General features: G+C 56.7%; 34 protein-coding genes and 1 pseudogene. 33 read left to right on the top strand and 2 right to left on the bottom strand.

Translation table 11 applies throughout. The features are described 5' to 3' along the window. Nucleotides 1-149: 149 nt before the first annotated feature. From rpsJ to rplQ, 28 genes are all read left to right on the top strand, one after another. Nucleotides 150-461: a 30S ribosomal protein S10 gene (gene rpsJ, locus NA637_RS18695; protein WP_003186070.1), complete on the top strand. Its 312-nt coding sequence runs from the start codon at nt 150-152 to the stop codon at nt 459-461. 81 nt (nt 462-542) lie between these two features. Next, complete coding sequence (rplC, locus tag NA637_RS18690) at nt 543-1,178, top strand: 50S ribosomal protein L3 (RefSeq protein WP_256073822.1); 636 nt, start codon at nt 543-545, stop codon at nt 1,176-1,178. A gap of 12 nt (nt 1,179-1,190) precedes the next feature. Continuing rightward, nucleotides 1,191-1,793 (top strand): 50S ribosomal protein L4, encoded by a 603-nt coding sequence (gene rplD, locus NA637_RS18685; protein ID WP_158186165.1) that lies wholly within the window; start codon nt 1,191-1,193, stop codon nt 1,791-1,793. After that, entirely contained in the window at nt 1,790-2,089 is a 300-nt protein-coding gene (gene rplW, locus NA637_RS18680) for a 50S ribosomal protein L23 (RefSeq protein WP_256073821.1), read from the top strand. Before rplD ends, rplW begins: the two co-directional genes overlap by 4 nt. A 14-nt stretch (nt 2,090-2,103) precedes the next feature. Continuing rightward, on the top strand, nt 2,104-2,925 hold the full coding sequence (gene rplB / locus NA637_RS18675) for a 50S ribosomal protein L2 (protein WP_256073820.1): 822 nt from the start codon (nt 2,104-2,106) through the stop codon (nt 2,923-2,925). A 16-nt stretch (nt 2,926-2,941) separates the two neighbouring features. After that, nucleotides 2,942-3,217 (top strand): 30S ribosomal protein S19, encoded by a 276-nt coding sequence (rpsS, locus tag NA637_RS18670; protein ID WP_021209376.1) that lies wholly within the window; start codon nt 2,942-2,944, stop codon nt 3,215-3,217. Nucleotides 3,218-3,230: 13 nt separating this feature from the next. Beyond that, the gene (gene rplV / locus NA637_RS18665) at nt 3,231-3,563 is read left to right on the top strand and encodes a 50S ribosomal protein L22 (RefSeq protein WP_256073819.1); all 333 of its coding nucleotides are present in this window, start codon (nt 3,231-3,233) and stop codon (nt 3,561-3,563) included. Nucleotides 3,564-3,576: 13 nt separating this feature from the next. Next, the gene (rpsC, locus tag NA637_RS18660; RefSeq protein WP_256073818.1) at nt 3,577-4,263 is read left to right on the top strand and encodes a 30S ribosomal protein S3; all 687 of its coding nucleotides are present in this window, start codon (nt 3,577-3,579) and stop codon (nt 4,261-4,263) included. A 12-nt stretch (nt 4,264-4,275) separates the two neighbouring features. Then, a complete protein-coding gene (gene rplP, locus NA637_RS18655; RefSeq protein ID WP_256073817.1) occupies nt 4,276-4,689 on the top strand; it encodes a 50S ribosomal protein L16 in 414 nt (137 codons plus the stop codon). Then, nucleotides 4,689-4,880 carry a 50S ribosomal protein L29 gene (gene rpmC, locus NA637_RS18650; protein ID WP_256073814.1) on the top strand — a complete coding sequence of 64 codons (192 nt, stop codon included), beginning with the start codon at nt 4,689-4,691 and terminating at the stop codon, nt 4,878-4,880. Before rplP ends, rpmC begins: the two co-directional genes overlap by 1 nt. Nucleotides 4,881-4,882: 2 nt before the next feature. Then, nucleotides 4,883-5,149: a 30S ribosomal protein S17 gene (gene rpsQ, locus NA637_RS18645; RefSeq protein ID WP_029404618.1), complete on the top strand. Its 267-nt coding sequence runs from the start codon at nt 4,883-4,885 to the stop codon at nt 5,147-5,149. A 23-nt stretch (nt 5,150-5,172) separates the two neighbouring features. Then, nucleotides 5,173-5,541: a 50S ribosomal protein L14 gene (gene rplN / locus NA637_RS18640; RefSeq protein WP_003289207.1), complete on the top strand. Its 369-nt coding sequence runs from the start codon at nt 5,173-5,175 to the stop codon at nt 5,539-5,541. 11 nt (nt 5,542-5,552) lie between these two features. Further along, a complete protein-coding gene (rplX, locus tag NA637_RS18635) occupies nt 5,553-5,867 on the top strand; it encodes a 50S ribosomal protein L24 (protein ID WP_019339971.1) in 315 nt (104 codons plus the stop codon). Between the two features lie 19 nt (nt 5,868-5,886). After that, complete coding sequence (gene rplE / locus NA637_RS18630) at nt 5,887-6,426, top strand: 50S ribosomal protein L5 (protein WP_256073813.1); 540 nt, start codon at nt 5,887-5,889, stop codon at nt 6,424-6,426. 13 nt (nt 6,427-6,439) lie between these two features. Further along, nucleotides 6,440-6,745, top strand: coding sequence for a 30S ribosomal protein S14 (gene rpsN, locus NA637_RS18625; protein ID WP_046164401.1), 306 nt, complete (start codon nt 6,440-6,442; stop codon nt 6,743-6,745). 182 nt (nt 6,746-6,927) lie between these two features. Further along, nucleotides 6,928-7,320, top strand: a complete 393-nt coding sequence (gene rpsH, locus NA637_RS18620; protein WP_003281824.1) for a 30S ribosomal protein S8 — start codon at nt 6,928-6,930, stop codon at nt 7,318-7,320. A 13-nt stretch (nt 7,321-7,333) separates the two neighbouring features. Beyond that, the gene (rplF, locus tag NA637_RS18615) at nt 7,334-7,867 is read left to right on the top strand and encodes a 50S ribosomal protein L6 (protein ID WP_256073810.1); all 534 of its coding nucleotides are present in this window, start codon (nt 7,334-7,336) and stop codon (nt 7,865-7,867) included. A 10-nt stretch (nt 7,868-7,877) separates the two neighbouring features. Then, nucleotides 7,878-8,228 (top strand): 50S ribosomal protein L18, encoded by a 351-nt coding sequence (gene rplR, locus NA637_RS18610; RefSeq protein ID WP_019339967.1) that lies wholly within the window; start codon nt 7,878-7,880, stop codon nt 8,226-8,228. Nucleotides 8,229-8,231: 3 nt separating this feature from the next. Then, a complete protein-coding gene (rpsE, locus tag NA637_RS18605) occupies nt 8,232-8,732 on the top strand; it encodes a 30S ribosomal protein S5 (RefSeq protein WP_181082236.1) in 501 nt (166 codons plus the stop codon). Nucleotides 8,733-8,734: 2 nt separating this feature from the next. Beyond that, complete coding sequence (rpmD, locus tag NA637_RS18600) at nt 8,735-8,914, top strand: 50S ribosomal protein L30 (protein WP_256073808.1); 180 nt, start codon at nt 8,735-8,737, stop codon at nt 8,912-8,914. A gap of 3 nt (nt 8,915-8,917) precedes the next feature. Continuing rightward, complete coding sequence (rplO, locus tag NA637_RS18595) at nt 8,918-9,352, top strand: 50S ribosomal protein L15 (protein ID WP_102838126.1); 435 nt, start codon at nt 8,918-8,920, stop codon at nt 9,350-9,352. Further along, on the top strand, nt 9,353-10,681 hold the full coding sequence (gene secY, locus NA637_RS18590) for a preprotein translocase subunit SecY (protein WP_046164402.1): 1,329 nt from the start codon (nt 9,353-9,355) through the stop codon (nt 10,679-10,681). It begins immediately after the preceding gene. 28 nt (nt 10,682-10,709) lie between these two features. After that, nucleotides 10,710-10,826: a 50S ribosomal protein L36 gene (rpmJ, locus tag NA637_RS18585; RefSeq protein WP_014854209.1), complete on the top strand. Its 117-nt coding sequence runs from the start codon at nt 10,710-10,712 to the stop codon at nt 10,824-10,826. Nucleotides 10,827-10,957: 131 nt separating this feature from the next. Further along, a complete protein-coding gene (gene rpsM / locus NA637_RS18580) occupies nt 10,958-11,314 on the top strand; it encodes a 30S ribosomal protein S13 (RefSeq protein ID WP_014854208.1) in 357 nt (118 codons plus the stop codon). An 18-nt stretch (nt 11,315-11,332) separates the two neighbouring features. Further along, nucleotides 11,333-11,722: a 30S ribosomal protein S11 gene (gene rpsK, locus NA637_RS18575; protein ID WP_256073806.1), complete on the top strand. Its 390-nt coding sequence runs from the start codon at nt 11,333-11,335 to the stop codon at nt 11,720-11,722. Nucleotides 11,723-11,739: 17 nt separating this feature from the next. Continuing rightward, nucleotides 11,740-12,360 carry a 30S ribosomal protein S4 gene (gene rpsD / locus NA637_RS18570; RefSeq protein WP_256073805.1) on the top strand — a complete coding sequence of 207 codons (621 nt, stop codon included), beginning with the start codon at nt 11,740-11,742 and terminating at the stop codon, nt 12,358-12,360. 22 nt (nt 12,361-12,382) lie between these two features. Further along, nucleotides 12,383-13,384, top strand: a complete 1,002-nt coding sequence (locus NA637_RS18565) for a DNA-directed RNA polymerase subunit alpha (RefSeq protein ID WP_256073801.1) — start codon at nt 12,383-12,385, stop codon at nt 13,382-13,384. 45 nt (nt 13,385-13,429) lie between these two features. Continuing rightward, entirely contained in the window at nt 13,430-13,816 is a 387-nt protein-coding gene (gene rplQ, locus NA637_RS18560) for a 50S ribosomal protein L17 (RefSeq protein ID WP_256073799.1), read from the top strand. A gap of 613 nt (nt 13,817-14,429) precedes the next feature. Here the strand turns inward: rplQ and NA637_RS18555 are convergent. Next, entirely contained in the window at nt 14,430-15,695 is a 1,266-nt protein-coding gene (locus NA637_RS18555) for a M14 family zinc carboxypeptidase (protein ID WP_256073797.1), read from the bottom strand. A 96-nt stretch (nt 15,696-15,791) separates the two neighbouring features. Further along, complete coding sequence (uvrA, locus tag NA637_RS18550) at nt 15,792-18,632, bottom strand: excinuclease ABC subunit UvrA (protein ID WP_256073795.1); 2,841 nt, start codon at nt 18,630-18,632, stop codon at nt 15,792-15,794. A gap of 131 nt (nt 18,633-18,763) precedes the next feature. On the opposite strand from uvrA, the gene NA637_RS18545 reads away from it, so the two are divergent. The 5 genes and pseudogenes from NA637_RS18545 to NA637_RS18525 all read left to right on the top strand — a co-directional run. Next, nucleotides 18,764-20,131 (top strand): MFS transporter, encoded by a 1,368-nt coding sequence (locus NA637_RS18545; protein ID WP_256073793.1) that lies wholly within the window; start codon nt 18,764-18,766, stop codon nt 20,129-20,131. Between the two features lie 164 nt (nt 20,132-20,295). Then, nucleotides 20,296-20,790, top strand: coding sequence for a single-stranded DNA-binding protein (locus NA637_RS18540; RefSeq protein WP_019339955.1), 495 nt, complete (start codon nt 20,296-20,298; stop codon nt 20,788-20,790). Nucleotides 20,791-20,932: 142 nt separating this feature from the next. Continuing rightward, complete coding sequence (locus tag NA637_RS18535; RefSeq protein ID WP_014821621.1) at nt 20,933-22,147, top strand: tyrosine-type recombinase/integrase; 1,215 nt, start codon at nt 20,933-20,935, stop codon at nt 22,145-22,147. Then, a complete protein-coding gene (locus NA637_RS18530; protein WP_256073792.1) occupies nt 22,140-23,690 on the top strand; it encodes a site-specific integrase in 1,551 nt (516 codons plus the stop codon). The genes NA637_RS18535 and NA637_RS18530 overlap by 8 nt, the downstream gene beginning before the upstream one ends. Further along, a pseudogene (locus tag NA637_RS18525) lies at nt 23,683-24,507 on the top strand (integrase); the annotation flags it as partial. The gene NA637_RS18530 and the pseudogene NA637_RS18525, both read left to right, overlap by 8 nt.

Raw genomic sequence — 24,507 nt, 5'->3', positions numbered from 1 at the left:
TTTGTTCGGTGTCGGAAAGGGCCCTTCGGGGCCCTTTTTCTATTGTTGATCATTTATTGACACCCCCTAGACGCATCCGTACAATTGCGCCTCCTTTTACCGGGCGTATTGCGTTTGGTAGGGATGGCTAATTGGAGTCTGAGGTCAAAATGCAAAACCAACAAATCCGTATTCGGTTGAAGGCTTTTGACCATCGCCTGATCGATCAATCAACCCAGGAAATCGTGGAAACCGCGAAACGTACTGGTGCTCAGGTGCGTGGTCCGATTCCACTGCCGACCCGCAAAGAGCGGTTCACCGTTCTGGTTTCTCCGCACGTCAACAAGGATGCGCGCGACCAGTACGAGATCCGTACTCATAAGCGTGTGCTGGACATTGTTCAGCCGACCGACAAGACCGTCGATGCGCTGATGAAGCTTGATCTTGCGGCTGGCGTGGAAGTGCAGATCAGCCTCGGCTAAAACCTCGAGTTTTAGTCGTGTAACGCTCTGAAATGGGCGGCCATAGCGGGTGAAAGCCCCGTACACTCAAGAGGTTACAACATGACTATTGGTGTAGTCGGTCGTAAATGCGGCATGACCCGCGTTTTCACCGAAGATGGTGTCTCTATTCCGGTTACGGTCATTGAGATCGAGCCGAATCGCGTCACTCAGTTCAAGAATGAAGAAAGCGATGGCTATCGCGCCGTGCAGGTTACGGTCGGCGAGCGTCGTGTGTCCCGTGTTACCAAGGCTCAGGCTGGTCACTTCGCCAAGGCGAACGTCGCTGCCGGTCGTGGCGTCTGGGAATTCCGCCTCGATGGCGAGGAGTTCCAGGTTGGTGACCAGATCAACGCTGAGATCTTTCAGGCTGGGCAGATGGTGGATGTCACCGGTCAGTCCAAGGGTAAAGGCTTTGCCGGTACCATCAAGCGCTGGAATTTCCGTGGTCAGGACAATACTCACGGTAACTCCGTATCCCACCGCGTCCCGGGTTCGATTGGCCAATGCCAGACTCCAGGCCGTGTTTTCAAGGGCAAGAAGATGTCCGGGCACATGGGCGCCGAGCGCGTAACCGTGCAGTCCCTGGAAATCGTGCGTGTCGATGCCGAGCGTAACCTGCTGCTGGTGAAGGGCGCAGTGCCCGGTGCCACGGGTGGTGACGTTGTCGTGCGTCCGGCCGCCAAGGCTCGCGGGTAAGGGGGAGTTCACATGCAATTGAATGTTAATGGCGCACAGGCCATCGAAGTCTCCGAGCAAACCTTTGGTGGTGAGTTCAACGAGACGCTGGTGCACCAGGCAGTCGTCGCCTACATGGCCGGCGGTCGTCAGGGTAGCAAGCAGCAGAAGACTCGCTCCGACGTCTCCGGTGGCGGTAAGCGCCCCTGGCGCCAGAAGGGCACTGGCCGCGCGCGTGCGGGTACCTCGCGTGGTCCGATCTGGCGTGGCGGTGGCGTAACCTTTGCTGCTCGTCCGCAGAACCATGAGCAGAAGCTCAACAAGAAGATGTACCGCGCAGCGCTGCGGTCCATTCTTTCCGAGTTGGTTCGTTCCGAGCGTTTGGTCGTCGTCGAAGATTTCGCCGTCGACAGCCCCAAGACCAAGCTGCTTGCCAGCAAGCTGACCGGTATGGGTCTGAATGACGTACTGATCGTTTCCGATGCTGTCGATCAGAACCTGTATCTGGCGGCCCGCAACCTGCCGCACGTCGATGTTCGTGACGTTCAGGGTTCCGATCCCGTCAGCCTGATCGCCTATGACAAGGTGTTGATCACCGTGTCGGCTGTGAAGAAATTCGAGGAGCTGCTGGGATGAACCAGGAACGCGTATTCAAAGTCCTGCTTGGTCCGCACGTCTCCGAGAAGGCAACCATGCTGGCTGACAGCAAGAGCCAGTTCGTTTTCAAGGTTGCGACCGATGCAACCAAGCTGGAAATCAAGAAGGCCGTCGAAAGCCTGTTCAACGTGAAGGTCGCCAAGGTCAGTACCCTGAATGTGCAGGGCAAAACCAAGCGTACCGCTCGCGGTCTGGGCAAGCGCAACGACTGGAAGAAGGCGTACGTCGCCCTTCAACCGGGCCAGGATCTCGATTTCTCCGGCAACGCTGAGTAAGGAAGGGGTGCATCATGGCAATCGTTAAATGCAAACCGACTTCCGCAGGCCGCCGTTTCGTGGTCAAGGTGGTCAATCAGGAGCTGCACAAAGGCGCTCCTTATGCTCCGCTGCTCGAGAAGAAGTCGAAGTCTGGCGGTCGTAACAACAACGGTCGCATCACTACTCGTCACATCGGTGGTGGTCACAAGCAGCATTATCGTCTGGTCGATTTTCGTCGCAACAAGGATGGCATTCCAGCTGTCGTCGAGCGTGTTGAATACGATCCGAACCGTACTGCGCACATTGCGTTGCTCAAGTACGCCGACGGTGAGCGTCGTTACATCATCGCCCCCAAGGGCGTGAGTGCTGGCGATCAGCTGCTCTCTGGCGTCAACGCGCCAATCAGGGCTGGTAACAGCTTGCCGCTGCGCAACATCCCGCTGGGTTCCACCGTTCACGGTGTTGAGCTGAAGCCGGGCAAGGGGGCCCAGATCGCGCGTTCGGCTGGTGCCTCGGCCCAGTTGGTTGCTCGTGAAGGTGCCTATGTGACGCTGCGTCTTCGCTCCGGCGAGATGCGCAAGGTACTGGCTGAATGCCGTGCGACCCTGGGTGAAGTCTCGAACTCCGAGCACAGCCTGCGTTCGCTGGGTAAGGCGGGCGCCAAGCGCTGGCGCGGTGTCCGTCCAACCGTTCGCGGTGTGGCAATGAACCCGGTCGATCACCCCCACGGTGGTGGTGAGGGTCGTACCTCCGGTGGTCGTCATCCGGTGTCGCCATGGGGCTTCCCGACCAAGGGCGCGAAGACTCGCTCTAACAAGCGCACCGATAACATGATCGTCCGTCGTCGCAAGTAACTAGAGGGATACGACAGTGCCGCGTTCTCTGAAAAAAGGTCCTTTTATCGATCTTCACCTATTGAAGAAGGTCGAAGTGGCGATGGAAAAGAATGATCGCAAGCCGGTTAAAACCTGGTCGCGTCGTTCGATGATCCTGCCGCAAATGGTCGGTCTGACCATCGCTGTGCATAACGGCCGTCAACATGTCCCCGTTCTCGTGAGCGAAGACATGGTCGGTCACAAACTCGGCGAGTTCGCTGGTACCCGCACTTATCGCGGGCACGTGGCGGACAAGAAAGGCAAGCGCTAAGGGGTAAGGAAAGATGGAAGTAGCCGCTAAGTTGTCGGGCGCTCGCATCTCCGCCCAGAAAGCCCGCCTGGTCGCCGACCAGATCCGCGGGCAGAAGGTGGGCGAAGCGCTCAACCTGCTGGCTTTCAGCAGTAAGAAAGCCGCCGAGATCATGAAAAAAGTGCTGGAGTCGGCTGTAGCCAACGCCGAGCACAACGAAGGCGCTGACGTGGACGACCTGAAGGTCTCCACCGTCTTCGTCAACGAGGGGCGTTCGCTTAAGCGCATCATGCCGCGAGCCAAAGGCCGCGCTGATCGCATCGTCAAGCGGTCTTGCCATATCACTGTCAAGGTTGCGGACAAGTAACGGAGTCGATCAGATGGGTCAGAAAGTACATCCCACTGGCATTCGCCTGGGAATCGTCAAGGAGCACACTTCCGTCTGGTATGCAGACGGTCGTACGTACGCCGATTATCTGCTTGCGGATCTGAACGTGCGTGAATACCTCCAAGACAAATTAAAAAGCGCGTCCGTAAGCCGTATCGATATCCATCGTCCGGCTCAAACCGCACGCATCACCATCCACACCGCTCGTCCCGGCATCGTGATCGGCAAGAAGGGTGAGGATGTTGAGAAACTGCGTCAGGACCTGACCAAGAGAATGGGTGTGCCTGTGCACATCAACATCGAAGAAATCCGCAAGCCGGAGCTCGATGCAATGCTGGTAGCACAGAACGTCGCTCAGCAGCTGGAGCGTCGCGTAATGTTCCGCCGCGCCATGAAGCGCGCGGTACAGAACGCAATGCGTATTGGTGCCAAGGGCATCAAGATCCAGGTGAGCGGCCGTCTGGGTGGGGCTGAAATCGCCCGTACGGAATGGTATCGGGAAGGTCGTGTGCCGTTGCACACGCTGCGTGCCGATATCGACTACAACACCTACGAAGCACACACCACCTACGGTGTGATTGGCGTCAAGGTTTGGATCTTCAAAGGCGAAGTGATTGGTGGTCGCCATGAAGAGCTGAAGCCGCAAGCGCCTGCGCCTCGTAAAAAAGCTGCCAAGTAAGGGGTACGCCAAATGTTGCAACCAAAGCGTACAAAATTCCGCAAGCAGATGACGGGTCACAACCGTGGCCTGGCTCAGCGCGGTAGCAAAGTCAGCTTCGGCGAATTTGCTCTGAAGTCTGTCGCTCGTGGCCGTCTTACTGCGCGTCAGATCGAGTCTGCACGCCGTGCGTTGACTCGTCACGTCAAGCGTGGCGGCAAGATCTGGATCCGTGTTTTCCCTGACAAGCCTATTTCCAAAAAGCCGCTTGAAGTGCGGATGGGTAAAGGTAAGGGTAACGTCGAGTACTGGGTTGCCCAGATTCAGCCGGGCAAGGTGCTTTACGAGATCGAGGGTGTTTCCGAAGAGCTGGCGCGTGAGGCTTTCGCCCTGGCTGCTGCAAAGCTGCCGCTCGCCACCACTTTTGTTAAGCGGACGGTGATGTGATGAAAGCGAATGAGCTTCGTGAAAAATCCGCTCAGCAGCTGAACGAGCAACTGCTCGAGCTGCTGCGCGACCAGTTCAATCTGCGTATGCAGAAATCAACTGGCCAGTTGGGGCAGTCTCACCTGCTCTCGCAAGTCAAGCGCGACATTGCTCGTGTCAAGACTGTGCTCAACCAGCAGGCAGGTAAGTGATCATGGCTGAAGTTGAAAAAACTGTCCGTACGCTGACTGGCCGCGTCGTCAGCGACAAGATGGACAAAAGCATCACCGTTCTGATCGAGCGTCGCGTCAAGCACCCGATCTACGGTAAATACGTGAAGCGTTCGACCAAACTGCACGCCCACGACGAAACCAACCAGTGCCGTATCGGTGACAAGGTCACGATTCGCGAGACTCGTCCTCTGGCGAAGACCAAGTGCTGGATGCTGGTTGATGTCGTCGAACGTGCCGTCGAAGTCTAAGGGCTAGGGGTCGGAGAAATTATATGATTCAGACTCAATCCATGCTCGATGTGGCTGATAACAGTGGCGCGCGTCGCGTCATGTGTATCAAGGTTCTCGGCGGTTCTCACCGCCGTTATGCCGGCATCGGCGACATCATCAAGGTTACCGTCAAGGAAGCGATTCCGCGTGGCAAGGTCAAGAAAGGCCAGGTAATGACTGCGGTTGTGGTCCGTACCCGTCACGGTGTTCGTCGTCCTGACGGCTCCATCATCCGCTTCGATGGCAATGCTGCTGTTCTGCTGAACAACAAGCAGGAGCCTATTGGCACCCGTATTTTCGGGCCGGTGACGCGTGAGCTTCGTTCCGAGAAGTTCATGAAGATCGTCTCGCTCGCGCCTGAAGTGCTGTAAGGAGAAGCCGCATGCAAAAGATTCGTCGCAACGACGAGATCATCGTCATCGCCGGCAAAGACAAGGGCAAGCGCGGTAAGGTGCTCCGGGTTCTCGCTGACGACCGTCTGGTCGTTGGTGGTATCAACCTGGTCAAGCGCCATACCAAGCCGAACCCGATGTCCGGCGTTCAAGGCGGTATCGTCGAAAAGGAGGCGCCTCTGCACGCCTCTAACGTCGCTATCTTCAACGGCGAAACCAACAAGGCTGACCGCGTTGGGTTCAAGGTTGAAGACGGCAAGAAGATTCGTGTCTTCAAGTCGACCCAAAAGCCGGTTGAAGCTTGAGACTGCTAGGTAGATAACCATGGCACGACTAAAAGAAGTTTATCGGACGCAAATCGCGCCCAAGCTGAAGGAAGAGCTTCAGCTTGGTAACGTGATGGAAGTTCCGCGCATTACCAAGATCACCCTGAACATGGGTATCGGCGAGGCCATCGGTGACAAGAAGATCATCGATAATGCGGTTGCCGATCTGGAGAAAATCACCGGCCAGAAGGTCGTCGTGACTCACGCTCGCAAGTCCATCGCAGGCTTCAAAGTCCGCGAAGGCTGGCCGATCGGTGTCAAGGTGACGTTGCGCAGTGATCGTATGTACGAGTTCCTGGATCGCCTGTTGTCGATCTCCCTGCCTCGGGTTCGCGACTTCCGCGGCCTGAATGCCAAGTCGTTCGACGGCCGTGGCAACTACAGCATGGGCGTGAAAGAGCAGATCATTTTCCCGGAAATCGATTACGACAAGATCGATGCCCTGCGTGGTCTGGACATCACGCTGACCACTACTGCTCGGACGGATGAAGAGGGTCGCGCGCTGCTGCGTGCCTTCAACTTCCCGTTCCGTAACTGATTGGAGTAGGCACATGGCCAAGCAAAGCATGAAGAACCGCGAGCTGAAGCGTCAGCAAACGGTTGCCAAGTACGCCCAGAAGCGTGCCGCGCTGAAAGCAACCATCGCCAATCCGGAGTCCACTCCGGAAGCGCGCTGGGAAGCTCAGGTGGCTCTGCAGAAGCAGCCTCGTGATGCAAGCGCTTCGCGCCTGCGTAACCGCTGCCGTTTGACCGGTCGTCCGCACGGTGTTTATCGCAAGTTCGGTCTTGCGCGTAACATGTTGCGCCAGGCCGCCATGCGTGGCGACGTACCAGGTCTGGTCAAAGCCAGCTGGTAAGAATGGTAGCCCGCATTCCTGTCGGGCTGGCTGTTCAAAATCAAGCCCCTATGGGGCTTGATTCGTTTCTGGACTATCTCTAGAATGTCCGGCTCGCCCGAGCCACGCCTTTGGCGTTCGCTCTTCTAGCAGGCGACACGAGCCTTCGCGGGCTTATTTTTTGTATTAGGAGCCAAGAGCCCATGAGTATGCAGGACCCGTTAGCGGACATGCTAACTCGTATCCGTAATGCCCAGATGGCTGAAAAGTCCGTCGTAAGCATGCCGTCTTCCACTCTGAAGGTGGCAGTAGCCAACGTTCTTCAGGGTGAAGGCTATATCGCAGGATACAACGTCAGCAGCGACGCCAAGCCGCAGCTGTCTATCGAGCTTAAGTATTTCGAGGGCCGTCCGGTCATCGAGGAGCTGAAGCGCGTAAGCCGTCCTGGCCTTCGCCAGTACAAATCCGTTGATCAGTTGCCGAAGGTTCGCGGCGGTCTGGGTGTTTCGATCGTGTCCACCAACAAGGGTGTGATGACTGATCGGGCTGCTCGCGCTGCTGGCGTTGGCGGCGAAGTGCTCTGCACAGTGTTCTAAGGGGGGGATAAGCATGTCTCGCGTTGCTAAGAACCCCGTCAAGCTGCCCGCTGGTGTTGAATTCAACATGTCTGGCCAGCAGCTTTCGGTAAAGGGTGCCAAGGGCGCTCTGGAACTGAATGTGCACTCGTCCGTGGAGGTGATCCACGAGGCTGGTGAGTTGCGTTTCGCTGCTCGCAATGGTGATCAGCAGAATCGCGCCATGGCCGGTACCACCCGTGCGCTGGTTAACAATATGGTAATTGGCGTCAGTCAAGGCTTCGAGCGCAAGCTTCAGCTGGTTGGTGTTGGTTACAAGGCGCAAGCCAAAGGTCAACTGCTGTCCCTGGCTCTCGGCTTCTCGCATCCGGTGGAATATGAACTGCCGCAAGGCGTTACCGCTGAGACCCCCAGCCAGACCGATATCCTGATCAAGGGTGTCGACAAGCAACTGGTCGGTCAGGTGGCTGCTGAAATCCGCGACTTCCGCCGTCCTGAGCCTTACAAGGGCAAAGGCGTGCGTTACTCGGACGAAGTGGTCCGTCGTAAAGAAGCTAAGAAGAAGTAGGGCATAGCAAATGAGCGTAAAGAAAGTTACTCGTCTGCGTCGCGCTCGCAAGGCACGCCTGAAGATGCGCGAGCTGGAAACCGTACGCCTTTGTGTGTACCGCTCTTCCCAGCACATCTACGCCCAGGTCCTTTCGGCCGACGGCGGCAAGGTCCTGGCCAGCGCCTCGACTCTCGACAAAGAACTGCGCGGCGGTGCCACTGGCAACGTCGACGCTGCCAAGAAAGTTGGTCAGCTGGTCGCTGAGCGTGCTAAGGCCGCAGGTGTCACCCAGGTGGCGTTCGACCGTTCTGGCTTCAAGTACCACGGTCGTGTCAAGGCACTGGCTGATGCTGCTCGTGAAGGCGGGCTGGAGTTCTAAGTTATGGCATATAACGAGCAAAAGCGCGACGAAGGCTACATTGAGAAGCTGGTTCAAGTTAACCGCGTCGCCAAGACTGTAAAAGGTGGCCGTATCTTCACCTTCACTGCGTTGACCGTGGTGGGTGATGGTAAAGGTCGTGTAGGTTTCGGTCGTGGCAAATCCCGTGAAGTACCGGCTGCCATTCAGAAGGCCATGGAGGCGGCTCGCCGCAACATGATCCAGGTTGATCTGAACGGCACCACGCTGCAGTACGCCACCAAGGCCGCGCATGGCGCTTCCAAGGTCTACATGCAGCCTGCTTCGGAAGGTACCGGTGTGATTGCCGGTGGTGCGATGCGCGCCATTCTTGAAGTGGCTGGTGTGCAGAACGTTCTGGCCAAGTGCTACGGCTCTACCAATCCGGTGAACGTGGTTCATGCCACTTTCAAGGGTTTGAAGGCCATGCAGTCGCCCGATTCGATCGCTGCCAAGCGTGGCAAGAGCGTCGAGGAGATTTCCTGATCATGGCTAATACCGTAAAGGTCACGCTGATAAAAAGCGTCAGCGGCCGTATCCCCAATCACAAGCTGTGCGTAAAGGGCCTTGGCCTTCGTCGCATTGGTCACACTGTTGAAATTCAGGATACCCCTGAAAATCGCGGCATGATCAACAAGGCTTATTACATGCTCCGTGTGGAGGGCTAAGCCATGCAACTGAACGATCTACGTTCTGCGCCGGGTGCCCGTCGCGAAAAGCTGCGTCCTGGTCGCGGTATCGGTAGCGGTCTGGGTAAGACCGGCGGCCGTGGTCACAAGGGTCAGACTTCCCGTTCCGGCGGCAAGATCGCGCCCGGGTTCGAGGGCGGCCAGCAGCCGTTGCATCGTCGCCTGCCGAAGTTCGGCTTCGTTTCGCTGAAGGCCATGGATCGCGCAGAAGTGCGTACCTCCGAGCTGGCCAAGGTCGAAGGCGATGTCGTCTCCGTGCAGAGCCTCAAGGATGCCAACGTCATCAACCAAAACGTGCAGCGTGTGAAAGTGATGCTGTCCGGTGAGGTTGGTCGCGCTGTGACCCTGAAAGGCATCGCCGCCACCAAAGGTGCGCGTGCGGCTATCGAAGCAGCTGGCGGCAAGTTCGAGGAATAAATGGCTAAGCAAGGTGCTCTCTCCGCGCTGAGTAATGGCGGGCTGTCTGAACTCTGGGCTCGTCTGCGCTTTTTGCTGATGGCGATTATCGTCTATCGGATAGGAGCGCACATCCCGGTGCCGGGGATCAATCCCGACAGGTTGGCCGAGCTGTTCCGTCAGAACGAAGGGACCATCCTTAGCCTGTTCAACATGTTTTCAGGTGGTGCGCTGGAGCGCATGAGCATTTTTGCCTTGGGGATCATGCCGTACATCTCGGCATCGATCATCATGCAGCTCATGACCGCTGTCAGTCCGCAGCTTGAGCAGTTGAAAAAGGAAGGCGAGGCCGGTCGCCGCAAGATCAGCCAGTACACGCGCTATCTGGCGCTTGTTCTGGCGATCGTGCAGGCCATCGGCATGTCCGTCGGTCTGGCCGGCCAAGGCGTCGCATTCAGCAGTGACTTCGGCTTCTACTTCGTCGCCATCACCACATTTGTGGCGGGTGCGATGTTCATGATGTGGCTGGGTGAGCAGATTACTGAGCGTGGCGTCGGCAACGGCATTTCGATGTTGATTTTTGCTGGTATCGTTGCTGGCTTGCCGGGCGCCCTTGGGCAGTCCTTCGAGTCGGCTCGCCAGGGTGATGTCAATATCATTGCGTTGCTGGCGGTGGGTCTGCTGGCCGTTGCGATCATTGGTTTCGTGGTCTTCATTGAGCGTGGTCAGCGGCGAATCGCCGTGCACTACGCCAAGCGTCAGCAGGGTCGTAAGGTCTTCGCTGCGCAGACAAGCCACTTGCCCTTGAAGGTCAACATGGCTGGTGTGATTCCGGCAATTTTTGCGAGCAGCATTCTATTGTTCCCGGCTTCGTTGGGGCAGTGGTTTGGTCAGTCCGAAAGCATGAGCTGGCTGGCTGATATCTCGCAGGCGATTGCTCCCGGTCAGCCGTTGAATATCCTGTTGTTCAGTGCCGGCATCATCTTCTTCTGCTTCTTCTATACGGCGTTGATGTTCAACCCTAAAGACGTCGCAGAAAACTTGAAGAAATCCGGTGCGTTTATTCCAGGGATTCGTCCTGGTGAGCAGTCGGCGCGCTATATCGATGGTGTGCTGACCCGCTTGACCTTGTTCGGTGCCCTGTACATGACGGCTGTTTGCTTGCTTCCTCAGTTCCTTGTGGTAGCCGCAAATGTGCCGTTCTACCTCGGCGGGACCTCGTTGCTGATCGTGGTGGTGGTTGTGATGGACTTCATGTCCCAAGTGCAATCTCACCTGATGTCTCACCAGTACGATTCCCTGATGAAAAAAGCCAACCTGAAGGGCTACGGCAGTGGAATGCTCCGCTGAGGTGGCTCGTAAGGTTCCAGGAGTTGTCATGAAAGTTCGCGCATCGGTCAAAAAACTGTGCCGTAACTGCAAGATCGTCCGCCGCGAAGGCGTCGTTCGAGTAATCTGCAGTGCAGAGCCGCGTCACAAACAGCGCCAAGGCTGATTGTGAGCTAAGACTTGAGCCCGGCAGCTAGTGCGCTGCCGGGTTGATTATTTGTTATTACAGCGTTAGTATCTCGCGCCCTTTTCTTGGCTTCCGGGGCGTTGGGTAGCTGTCAATTGGAGTTTCACTGAATGGCCCGTATTGCAGGCGTAAACATTCCGGATAACAAGCACACTGTTATCTCGCTGACCTACATCTATGGTGTTGGTCGCACCCGTGCGCAGACTATCTGCGCTGCTACCGGTGTCAACCCGGCAGCGAAAATCAAGGATCTATCCGACGAGCAGGTTGAACTGCTGCGTGGCGAAGTGGCCAAGTTCATCGTTGAAGGTGACCTGCGTCGTGAAGTCAACATGAAGATCAAGCGCTTGATGGACCTGGGTTGCTACCGCGGCCTGCGTCATCGTCGTGGTCTGCCAGTGCGCGGTCAGCGTACCAAGACCAACGCTCGTACCCGTAAGGGCCCGCGCAAGCCGATCCGCAAGTAATCGCGTAGGAATTTAGTCATGGCAAAACCTGCTGCTCGTCCTCGTAAAAAGGTAAAAAAGACGGTGGTTGATGGCATCGCCCACATCCATGCTTCTTTTAACAATACCATCATCACTATCACCGATCGCCAAGGCAACGCATTGTCCTGGGCAACCTCCGGTGGTTCCGGTTTCCGCGGCTCTCGTAAGAGCACCCCGTTCGCTGCCCAGATCGCTGCAGAGCGCGCTGGTCAGGCGGCACTGGAATATGGCCTCAAGAACCTCGACGTCAATGTCAAGGGTCCTGGTCCGGGCCGTGAATCTGCTGTTCGTGCGTTGAACGGCTGTGGTTATAAAATCGCCAGCATCACCGACGTGACGCCGATCCCGCACAACGGGTGCCGTCCGCCGAAGAAGCGCCGCGTGTAATCAGGAGACAGTGAGAAATGGCTCGTTATATTGGTCCCAAATGCAAACTGTCTCGTCGTGAAGGCACCGATCTCTTTTTGAAGAGTGGTGTACGCGCGCTCGAATCGAAGTGCAACATCGAAACCCCACCGGGTATTCACGGGCAGCGTCGTGGTCGTCTATCCGACTACGGTACTCAGCTGCGTGAAAAGCAAAAAGTCCGTCGTATCTACGGCGTGCTGGAGCGTCAGTTCAGCGGCTATTACAAAGAAGCAGCCAGCCGTAAGGGCGCTACCGGCGAAAACCTGCTGCAACTGCTGGAGTGCCGTCTGGATAACGTTGTTTACCGGATGGGCTTCGGCTCGACACGTGCCGAGTCGCGTCAGCTGGTCTCGCACAAGTCGATCAGCGTCAATGGTAAGACCGTGAACGTTCCGTCTTACCAGGTCAAAGCCGGGGATCTGGTCGCCATTCGTGAGAAATGCCGTAACCAGCTGCGTATTGCCCAAGCCCTGGAACTGTGTGCACAGCGCGGTCGCGTTGAGTGGGTCGAAGTAGATGTCGATAAGAAATCTGGTGTTTTCAAGAGTGTTCCGGCTCGCAGTGATCTGTCTGCCGACATCAACGAAAACCTGATTGTCGAGCTCTACTCCAAGTAAGGGCTAGAAAATAGGTGTATCCATGCAGATTTCGGTAAATGAGTTCCTGACCCCCCGCCATATCGATGTGCAGGTGGTCAGTCCGACCCGTGCCAAGATTACGCTCGAGCCTCTCGAGCGCGGTTTTGGCCATACCCTGGGCAACGCGCTGCGTCGCATTCTGTTGTCCTCCATGCCCGGCTGCGCAGTGGTCGAGGCCGAGATCGACGGTGTGCTCCACGAGTACAGCGCCATCGAGGGCGTGCAGGAAGATGTCATCGAAATCCTGCTCAACCTCAAAGGTATCGCCATCAAGCTGCACGGCCGTGATGAAGTGACCTTGAGCCTGGTGAAGAAGGGCGCGGGCGCTGTTACCGCTGCCGATATCCAGCTGGATCACGATGTCGAAATCGTCAATGGCGATCACCTGATCGCCAACCTGGCGGCTAATGGCTCGATCAACATGAGGCTCAAGGTCGCTCGCGGCCGTGGCTACGAGCCGGCTGATGCGCGTCAGAGCGATGAAGATGAAAGCCGCAGCATTGGCCGTCTTCAGCTCGACGCAACCTTCGGCCCGGTCCGTCGCGTGGCTTATGTTGTCGAAAATGCTCGTGTCGAGCAGCGTACCAACCTGGACAAGCTGGTTATCGACCTGGAAACCAACGGAACCCTGGATCCTGAAGAAGCGATCCGTCGTGCCGCGACCATTCTGCAGCAGCAGTTGGCCGCGTTCGTCGACCTCAAGGGTGACAGCGAGCCGGTCGTGGTCGAGCAGGAAGACGAGATCGATCCGATCCTGTTGCGTCCGGTTGACGACTTGGAACTGACCGTACGTTCGGCGAACTGCCTCAAGGCAGAAAACATCTACTACATCGGTGATCTGATTCAGCGCACCGAAGTCGAGCTGTTGAAGACGCCGAACCTGGGCAAGAAATCTCTGACCGAAATCAAAGATGTTCTGGCTTCTCGTGGTCTGTCCCTCGGCATGCGCCTCGACAATTGGCCGCCGGCCAGTCTCAAGAAGGACGATAAGGCTACGGCCTGATCGACCATAGTCACCGAACTGATCGTTTGGTAAGGAATTTCAATCATGCGTCATCGTAAAAGTGGCCGTCATCTCAGCCGCACAAGCGCTCACCGCAAGGCCATGTTTCAGAACATGGCGGTGTCGCTGTTCGAGCACGAACTGATCAAAACAACTCTGCCCAAGGCCAAGGAACTGCGTCGCGTCGCCGAGCCGCTGATCACTCTGGCCAAGGAAGACAGCGTCGCCAACCGTCGTCTGGCTTTCGACCGTACTCGCTCCAAGGCTATCGTTGGCAAGCTGTTCAACGATCTCGGCCCGCGTTACGCCACTCGTCAGGGTGGTTACCTGCGTATTCTCAAGTGCGGCTTCCGCGCTGGAGACAACGCGCCGATGGCTTACGTTGAGCTGGTTGACCGTCCGGTTACCGGTGAAGTGGAAGCTGCTGGGTAACTTCGGTAGTAAGAAATACCGAGTCTTGGTAGGCCGTGTAACAACCAACCTACTTTGGCAGCGGTAACGACAAACGCCCCGACTGATGTTGGGGCGTTTGCTTTTGTGCAGCCTAAATATAGAAATACCGCTTTGACCCTTGCGCCTCCAGCAAGGCCTGGCAGGCTTGCCTGATCGTATGCAGGCCGCCCCTTCGACTCGGCTGCGTCTTGCAAAGCTCGGACTGATGGGCCAGCCGAGCCAGTAAGCTTCGATCACCGGGCCCAGGTGATCGTCGGAATCCCGGTTCTTCGGTGTCGATAGGAACAGGCTTGTTCCTTCTCCCTGTGTATAGGAATGACCATGCCCGTATTGGTCGATCGGGGGTATTGTCTGCAGCCCGGACTGCTAGGTTTCGCTGCTTGTCAGCGCTTGGTTGTTATGCCTGAAAAACCCACAAGACTCACTCCGTGAGATGGGCTGACCTTTCATTATCAGCTTCGGTCGGCCTGGCGCACCGGGCAAATGTCGCCGCCGCGCTCCCCCGTTCTGGGGGATCTACATAAACCCCCGGTTGTTGTCTTGCTTCACCAAGAGCCGCAGTCATCTGCAGGCGCTTTTTCGCTGGTGCATGCTACTCGTGCGGGTTACTTAGCGGCTCGTCGCTTTCGTTTCCGGGCGGTAGCAGTCGATCCGCTTCTGCGGGATCGATGGTGGTGAGGCTGCCGTTGGCGGTAGCCAGCAGCACGGCCTCGAGCATTTCGCGAATATTGTTGCGAAGCATGCCTGTTGATTTTTGGCCGCGGCTGTTCAGTCCGGTAATTTCCATCAGGACGCTGCCTCCCAGAGGGCCGGTCTCCCCGGTAGCCAGTCGCTCGCTTCCGAGCAGGCCGTAGGCGTTGCGTGCGATTCCTGGGTCACCGCCGCCGCGGCGGATGTCGCCGTTGGGACGCTCGTAGTAATAGTTGGTGATTTCCATGAAGCCCAGCTCTTGCGAGCGCTGCTTCATCACGATGGCCATTTGCTTGGAAAGCGCGACCGCCGCGGGTGCAACATCTTCGTGTGTGGGCCAGGTGATTGAGCCGGTGACCTGGCGTCCTGGCCGGTTAACCTCGGGGTCGACGTCATCGAGCACGATAGCGGGGTTCTGGTTGTGCACGTCCACCAACCAGATCGGTCGGTAACGGTCGTAGATTCCACGCACAGCTACGGCTTCGGGAACCGGGTTCTGTCCCGGGTTGAAGTGACGTTTGCCTGCCAGGCCGGGATTGCAGCGTATCTGGGTACTCTGACTCCAGTCGGTCCAGTGATACCGGTTGATGTCGTAGCTCCATCGGCGCTGTTCATCGGCACCGGTATAGGCGGTTACGTTGGCACCCAGGCGCTGGTTGAGCTTGGCGGGATCCAACGTTCCGTCGGCGCGGAGGCAGTCGACGCTGGTTTGTGGGGCGGTGAAATCCATGTTGCCGCGACTGAATCGCTCCGCTCCGTCCGGGTTGACCCTTGGCACAACGAGAACCTGCAGGTTGTCCAATATCTGACGCGACGAGGCTCCGCCTGATGCAAGTCGCTGTATCAGGTTGACCACCGCTTCGGTGCCATGGGGTTCATTGCCGTGCTGCTGGGTGATGATCATCACCGCAGGTTTTTCAGTATTGCCCAAGCGGGCAACCCAGATTGGGCGGCCCTCATTGCTGCTGCCAGCCTGTTCCAGTTGCAGCTTGTCTGGAAACCGTCGCCAGATGCTGGTGAGCTGGTCGTATAGCTGTTGGTTGCTCATGAATGCTTCGAGCGAGACGTTCTGATCGTCGGTGATCCATGGGCCGTTGGGTTGTGCCGCAGTGGCGAGGCCGGGCAGCAGGCCGGCACCTATCAGGCAGGCAGCAAGCGCGATGCGCATCGGGACTTCTCCTTATTGAGTTGGGCGTTCCGCCCAACTGCCTGGCGGGATTCGCTATTGACCCTGTTGCGCTTGCGATTGTTGCTAGAGGGGCGATTAACCTGCCGAGCGGTCGCGCTCCAGCAAGGGCTTTAGGAAGTGGCCGGTATGGGACTGCGCCATTTCCGCCACCTCTTCCGGGGTACCGGTCGCGATGATCTGGCCGCCCTTCGAGCCGCCTTCCGGGCCCAGGTCCACCAGCCAGTCGGCGGTCTTGATGACGTCCAGGTTGTGTTCGATGACCACTACTGTGTTGCCGTGATCGCGCAGCCGATGCAGCACGTCCAGGAGTTGCTGGATATCCGCGAAATGCAGGCCGGTGGTGGGCTCGTCGAGGATATACAGCGTTTTTCCAGTGTCACGTTTGGACAGTTCCCGTGACAGCTTGACCCGCTGCGCCTCGCCGCCAGAAAGGGTGGTCGCACTCTGTCCCAGCTTGATGTACGACAGGCCGACGTCCATCAGCGTTTGCAGCTTGCGCGCGATCGCCGGCACCGGGTCGAAGAACGCCCGCGCTTCCTCGATGGTCATGTCCAGTACTTCGGTGATGCTCTTGCCCTTGTACTTCACCTCGAGCGTTTCGCGGTTGTAACGTTTGCCTTTGCACACATCACAGGGCACGTAGATGTCGGGCAGAAAATGCATTTCCACCTTGATCACGCCGTCGCCTTGGCAGGCTTCGCAGCGCCCGCCCTTGACGTTGAAGGAGAAGCGTCCCGGTCCGTAGCCTCTCGACCGGGCTTCCGGAACGCCGGCAAAGAGTTCGCGAATGGGGGTGAACAGGCCGGTGTAGGTGGCCGGGTTGGAGCGGGGCGTACGGCCGATCGGGCTCTGATCGATATCGACGACCTTGTCCAGATGCTGCAGGCCATCGAACGAATCATGGGGAGCCACTTCCAGCGTGGTCGAGCCGTTCAGGGCGGTGGCGGTAATTGGAAAGAGCGTGTTGTTGATCAGCGTCGATTTGCCGGAGCCGGACACCCCTGTGATGCAGGTGAGCAGACCGACGGGAATCTCAAGGTCGACGTTGCGCAGATTATTGCCGCGTGCGCCTTTGAGCTTGAGCAGCTTGCTGGCATCGCGGGGCGTGCGTTGGGCTGGGTAGCGGATCTTCACCCGACCAGAAAGATACCCCCCGGTTAGCGAGGCGGGGTTGTTCATCACCTCGTCCGGTGTACCTTCGGCGACGATTTGCCCGCCGTGCACGCCCGCCCCGGGGCCGATGTCGACTACATAATCGGCAAGGCGTATGGCGTCTTCGTCGTGTTCAACGACAATCACCGTATTGCCGATGTCACGCAGGTGACGCAGGGTGCCCAGCAGGCGCTCGTTGTCGCGTTGATGGAGCCCGATGGAAGGTTCGTCGAGGATGTACATGACGCCGACCAGGCCTGCACCAATCTGGCTGGCCAGGCGAATTCGCTGCGCCTCTCCACCGGACAGGGTATCTGCACTACGGTCGAGGGTCAGGTAGTCGAGCCCTACGTTGACCAGAAATTGCAGGCGCTGGCAAATTTCCTTGAGGATCTTGTCGGCAATCTCGCCGCGGCGGCCGGGCAGCGTGAGCTCCCCGAAATACTCGGTGGCGTCGCCAATCGGCAGCCCGGTCACTGCGGGCAGCGTCTTGTCCCCGACCCAGACATGGCGGGCTTCGCGGCGCAGCCGGGTGCCGCGGCATTCCGGGCAGGGCTGGGTGCTGAGGTATTTGGCCAGCTCCTCACGCACCGAATTGGACTCGGTTTCACGATAACGGCGCTCGAGGTTGGGAATGATGCCCTCGAAGGGGTGCGAACGTTTGACGATGTCGCCACGGTCGTTGAGGTAGCGAAAGTCCACATTTTCCTTGCCGCTGCCGCGCAAAACGAACTTCTGCTGGTCGGGCGGTAGTGAGTCAAACGGTTCGTCGAGACTGAACCCGTAATGCGAGGCGAGTGAACCGAGCATCTGAAAGTAATAGACGTTGCGCCGATCCCAGCCACGAATAGCGCCCTCAGCCAGCGTCAGCTCGCCGTTGACCAGGCGCTTGGCGTCGAAGAACTGTTTGACGCCGAGCCCATCGCAGGTCGGGCACGCCCCGGCGGGGTTGTTGAAGGAGAACAGCTTGGGCTCCAGCTCGCTGATCGAGTGCCCGCAGATGGGGCAGGCGAAGCGAGCGGAGAAAATCATCTCTTCACTGTCATCCTCCTCCATCGATGCGACCAGGGCTATGCCATCGGCCAGTTTCAATGCAGTCTCGAACGATTCGGCCAGCCGTTGCTGCAGATCGTTGCGGACCTTGAAACGATCCACCACAACGTCGATGGAGTGCTTCTTCTGCTTGTCCAGCCTGGGCAGTTCATCGAGTTCATAGAGTCGACCGTTGACCCGCGCGCGTACGAAGCCCTGAGCGCGCAACTCATCGAATACCGCCAGGTGCTCGCCCTTGCGCTCGCGGATGACCGGGGCTAGCAGCATCAGCTTGCGGCCTTCCGGCAGCGCCAGTACCTGGTCGACCATCTGGCTGACCGTCTGGGCCTCCAGTGGCGCGTCATGGTCGGGGCAGCGCGGAGTGCCCGCGCGTGCGTAGAGCAGCCGCAGGTAATCGTAGATCTCGGTGATGGTGCCGACTGTGGAACGCGGATTGTGGGAGGTCGACTTCTGCTCGATGGAAATGGCCGGGGAGAGCCCTTCGATGGTATCGACGTCGGGCTTTTCCATCATCGAGAGGAATTGCCGGGCGTATGCCGATAGGGATTCGACGTAGCGGCGCTGGCCCTCGGCATAAAGTGTGTCGAAGGCCAGCGAGGACTTGCCCGAACCGGACAGACCAGTGATCACGATCAATTTGTCGCGTGGCAAGGTCAGGTCGATGTTTTTCAGGTTGTGGGTACGAGCCCCACGAATCAGAATCTTGTCCAAAGCAGCCTCGCATGGCGGGCGAAAACCCGAAAGTATACGGCCAGGGGCGACATCGCGGCAAAGTAACGAGCCTGTGCCGAGCAGGGGATGGCTGCTAGAATCGCCGCCGGTTATTTCAAGCGAGACCCCGCATGCATGATCCTTACAGCGAGCGCATGAGCGCCAGCGAAACACGTGCAGCCTCCGGCTTAGCCCTGGTTTTCGCGTTTCGCATGCTCGGCATGTTCATGGTTCTGCCGGTGCTGGCAACCTATGGTATGGATCTGCAGGGCGCAACGCCGGCACTCATTGGCCTCGCCATTGGTGCTTATGGTTTGACCCAAGCGATGCTGCAAATTCCGTTCGGAATGATTTCCGATCGAATTGGCCGCCTTCCGGTGATCTATTTCGGGCTACTGATCTTTGCCGCGGGCGCTGTGCTCGCCGCAACGGCTGACACCATCTGGGGGGTGATCGCCGGTCGCGTCCTGCAAGGGGCAGGTGCGATTTCGGCTGCGGTAATGGCCTTGCTATCCGACCTGACTCGGGAACAGCATCGCACCAAAGCAATGGCGATGATTGGCATGAGCATCGGCGTATCGTTTGCGGTGGCGATGGTTGTCGGTCCGCTACTGACAAGCGCATTCGGACTCTCGGGGCTGTTCTGGGTAACGGGGAGCATGGCGGTGCTGGGCATGCTCGTCGTAGCCGTGCTTCCGCGCGCGCCTATACATATCAGGCACCGCGAATCCGGGGTTGCCAGGCAGGCGCTGGGAGCAGCGCTTCGCCATCCCGACCTGCTGCGGCTTGATTTCGGTATTTTCGCGCTCCATGCCATTCTCATGGCCAGCTTCGTGGCGTTGCCGTTGGCGCTTGTGAATGAAGCCGCCTTGCCCAGAGAGGAACATTGGTGGGTGTACCTCACCGCACTGGTGGTGGGTTTCTTCGGCATGGTGCCTTTCATCATATATGGTGAAAAGAAGCGACAGATGAAGCGCGTGGTACTTGGCGCGGTAGCCGTACTGGTGCTCTCCGAGTTGTTTCTCTGGTGGTTCGGCAATCGGCTCTGGTCGCTGATCGCCGGCATGATCGTGTTCTTCATCGCTTTCAACTTGCTGGAAGCTTCGTTGCCGTCGCTGATCAGCAAGGTCGCCCCCGCCGGTGGTAAGGGAACGGCGATGGGGATTTACTCAACGAGTCAGTTTCTCGGCTCCGGCCTGGGCGGCGTGCTTGGCGGTTGGCTCTATCAGCAGGGTGGGCTAGGCCTGGTATTTGCTGGTTGTGCAGTGATCTGCGCGCTCTGGTTTGCCCTGACTTGGCGTATGCGTGAGCCCCCCTATGTCACGGGGCTTCGTCTGCCGCTGTCGGCCGGGGCAGTGCGTAATCCCGCGCTCACCGAACAGATGATGGCGGTCCCTGGTGTGTCCGACGCAGTGGTCATCGTCGAGGAGGCCGCTGCTTATGTGAAGGTGGACATGAGGGCGCTGGACCGAGCTGCACTGGATCATCTGGTGGCCTGACGAGTGGCGCCACATTTGCCGTCGCCCAACTGTGGCTTCGGGGTTCGTCCGGTCGCGCCGGTTGGCCGACCTTCGGCGGTAGGGTAAGATTACCGGTCATTGGTTGTTTCCCGCTCGCGAGGATTGCAGCCAACCCCATTCATGTTTCAGCAAAGGAGTTACCCATGGCCAGAGGGGTGAATAAAGTCATCTTGATCGGCAATGTCGGCGGCGACCCGGAAACCCGCTACATGCCCAATGGCAATGCGGTGACCAATATCACGCTGGCCACCACCGACAGCTGGAAAGACAAGCAGACCGGCCAGCAGCAGGAGCGCACCGAGTGGCATCGTGTCGTGCTGTTCGGCAAGGTTGCCGAGATTGCTGGCGAGTACCTGCGCAAGGGCTCGCAGTGTTATATCGAGGGTCGCCTGCAAACCCGAGAGTGGGAAAAGGATGGCGTCAAGCGCTACACCACGGAGGTGGTTGTGGACATGGGCGGCACCATGCAGCTGCTCGGTGGCCGTGGTGGCAGTTCCGACGATGCGCCGCGTCAATCCCAGCCGCGTCCTCAGCGCGAATCGCAGCCTCAGCAGCAGTCGCGCCCGCAGTCTCAGCCACAGCCTGCTCAGCAGCCTGCTCCGGACTACGACAGCTTCGACGACGACATCCCGTTCTAGAGGCCACCTTAGATAATTATGTAAGGTTTAGGACTGAAGCCCCTGCTATGCGGGGGTTTTGTCTTTTTAGGGCTGTCAAATTTACCTTGATAGAATTCTGCTGTTGCCACACCATCCTAAAACGTAAAGTTTTGGATGTTATATGAAGAATTCGATTCGAAGCTTCAAAAGCCCAGATGGCGAGCGGTTCTCCGTTCTGGTGGATGAGCAGGGGATGCCGCTTTACTACCCCACTCTATTCGCGACGTGGACGTTGCGAGCACGCTCGGTTGCGGCCAACACGATCACCAATGCGTTGAATGCCCTTAAAGCGCTCTTTGCTTGGGAAGCGCACCTTGGCTTCGATCTCGAAAGCGCTTTCGGACAGGGAACATTTCTGGATGAGAACCAGGTCAGAGATCTGACAGACTTTCTTCAACGCTCGCTCATAAATAAGAAAAGTAACGATCTCGTCTCGTTTAATAGAAGGCCGAAAGTAGTCAGCCCAAGTGTCCACTATTACCGTCTGAGTGTGGCGGCTAACTATGTAGAGTTTCTGGCGCGTCAGGTTTCCCCATCTAGCGCTGATGTTCGTCAAATTGAAAGAATGGCTAATATGATCAAGGCGAATCGCCCGGCTCGGTCGAGCAAGTCGGTTCCTGATAGGGATGAAATTCACCTCAGCGTTGCAGTGATAGAAACATTAGAAGAAGCCTTGAAGCCAGGATCGCCAAATAATCCTGCCAAAGAGTATGGGGTGCAGCTTCGTAATGCTTTGATGTTCTTGATTCTTCGGCTAACAGGAATACGGAGAGGTGAGCTACTAAACCTGCGTATAGAGGATATCGACTTTGGGATTAATACATTGACTATTTCGAGGCGTCCAGATGCTAAGGGAGATACTCGAAAATTTCAGCCAGTTGTTAAGACCCGTCCGCGAGCTATACGTATCGAGCCTGCCTTAGTTGCTCGGATCCAAGAATATGTGCTCAACCAGCGCAGCAAATTACCTCGCGCGAAGAAACATGGTTATCTGTTTGTGACACATAAATCGGGTCCTTCCGAGGGTGCTCCCTTGTCCATCACGGCGTTCCAAAAATGGATGAGAGAAATCTCAAGTCTTGTTGGTGACGCCGGCTTCCACGCTCATGCATTGCGCCATAACTGGAACTATGAATTTTCACGTAGGGCAGATGCGCGAAAAATGGGTCATGAGGAGGAGGCTAAAATTCGCTCATACTTCATGGGGTGGAGTCCGACATCGGGCACTGCTAACACTTACAACCGTCGTCACATAAAAGAAAAGGCTCAAGAGATAAGCCTTGAACTTCAAAGAGGCTATATGAATAAGCCTAATAGGGCAGTCCGTGATGAGTAGTCTTCCAGAGCAGTTGGAGCAACATGACCTGCTTAGCTTGCCGAAGGTGATGTCAGGCCATGCGTTTTATTCAAGCGATGGGTACTTGGTTGACTTGCTGGGCGAACGATGGACGCTGAGTAAGGATATTCATATTTCAATTGCGGCACTGTCCGAGATTTTTCCCGGTGACGAACAAGACCTTCGGAAAGTTTTAGAGTTTTACGCAAAACTTCGTTCTGCATCTCATACAAAAAACATAGCGGAGCGACTTTTCCATTATGTGCAAAATTTGCAAGGCAATGAACTATTTTCTCCGGAGTCGATAATCTCATACAGGTCTAGCTTGGAGATGTCGCGGGAGTGGTATGTTGGATTAGTTCGGGTGCTTATTAAACAATGGGATCGCTTAGGGTATCCGGGTATTCCGAGTGAAACCTTGGCGCTCTTGGATGAGCTTGTGCTCAAGGGGAATGAAAGAGGGTGGGCCGTGCAGTCGATGTGCCCAGATGATGGCCCTCTGACCGATATTGAGATGCAAGGATTATTAGAGGCGACTATAAATGCGTTTGTCGCGGCGAGGTTGAGGCTAGAGAACACTTGCTTGGTTATGTTGCTGGCCATGACCGGGCGCCGTCCTGTCCAGATTGCGGCATTGAAGATCAAAGATCTAATTTCTGATAGCTCTGGCAAGTACTGGATTAATTTTCCGAGAGCTAAGCAGAGGGGGATGCCCTGGCGATCAAGTTTTAACAAGTTCGCGATTATTGAAGACCTATGGCTGTTGTTACAGCAGCAAGTTGCTCATGTGAGGAGATTATTTGCCGAGGCTCTGGGAGTGGATATATTGCCCTCAGACTTTGACGGTAACCTGCCTCTGTTCCCCAATATGAGGAAATTACAGCCAGGCGCCGATGTTCACGAGCTTCTCAGTTCGGATAGGCTTCACATTCGATCACAGAATATATACGGCAGAATTAAAAGGGTTGCTGAACTTGTCGGTGTTGTTAGCGAGCGGACTGGACATCCAATGCAGCTCAACCCGAATCGGTTTCGCTATACACTTGGCACCAACATAGCCCGAGAGGGGGGTGGTGTTTTTGTCATAGCAGAAGCTTTGGATTATTCAAATACTCAGAATGCTGGCGTATATGTAAAAAACATTCCTGACATTGTAAAGCGCATCGATAAAGCTGTTGCGTTGCAGTTAGCCCCCATCGCCCAGGCATTCCAAGGCGTCTTGATCAGCTCCGAGCGCGAAGCACGGCGAGGTAATGACCCTTCCAGCCGTATCTCCAATGGGCGAGCGAACGTTGGTAGTTGTGGTAGCTACGGCTTCTGTAGTGCTCATGCACCTATTGCTTGCTACACCTGCGCGCATTTCCAACCTTGGATTGACGGCGCGCACGAGGAGGTTCTAGACCGCTTGATCGAAGACCGTGATCGTGTGGCAGAGCAAACTGAGGATCTCAAGATTGCGGCGGCCAATGATCGCTTGATTTTGGCTGTAGGTGATGTAATCCAGCGCTGTAAGATTGCAAAAGAAGAGATGGCTAATGGCTGAGGTATTATTGTTTGTCCCGAGGGATGAGCGGGACGCGAATAAGAATCTAGCTGACTTCGTGGAAATGTGCCGCGACAGACTGACTGTATTTGGAGCCGATCTGGACTGGCATGCCAATGCTTGGCCAAATGTTGGGAATTTTACTGTGATGGGGGCGCCTTCTAGAGGGTATACCGAGCATCAGATACTTAATGCTCATATCCTTCCGTTTGCGAAAGCCTATGTACGTTATCAGCAGGGTTTGAAACCGTCCAAGCTTAAGAGCGAATTCAAAGCGCTTCGTTGCATAGAGCCGGCATTAGTGGCTGTTAAAGGTGTCGCAGATATTACGCTTGTTGATACTGTTGTAATGGATGTCGCCGCAGACTTCGCGAGGAAGTACAAAATGTCCGCGTATCAGGCAGGTGCGGCTTTGGCGAAACTGGTCAATTTCCTTAACCAGAGTCAGATTGTTCCCCGTCGCATCGAGTGGCGCAACCCTATCTCTAAACCCAAAGAGATAAATAGTATCGATGCTGAAACTCGACAAAAACGTTCTGCCAAGCTGCCTGTAGATCACCATCTTGAATCCATGGCTGAGATGTTTGTCAGTGATCCACAACATCCTCGTGATCGGTTTACGACTTCACTATTCGCACTACTTATGTGCGCGCCATCCCGCATTAGTGAGGTGCAAAACCTACCACTTGATGTCTTTCATCGTGAGAAAGACAGCGATGGTGTGGATCGGCTTGGACTTCGTTTTTTCGCCGGAAAAGGGGGAGGGTGGGATATCAAGTATATTCCTTCTTTCTTCGAAGACACCGCGTTGGAGGTG

It is taken from the genome of Stutzerimonas stutzeri (genome assembly GCF_024448935.1).
In the GTDB taxonomy this organism is placed as follows: Bacteria; Pseudomonadota; Gammaproteobacteria; order Pseudomonadales; family Pseudomonadaceae; genus Stutzerimonas; species Stutzerimonas stutzeri_AO.
Note: the sequence above shows the minus strand (reverse complement) of the source record. Positions and strands in the feature narration are given on the sequence as shown.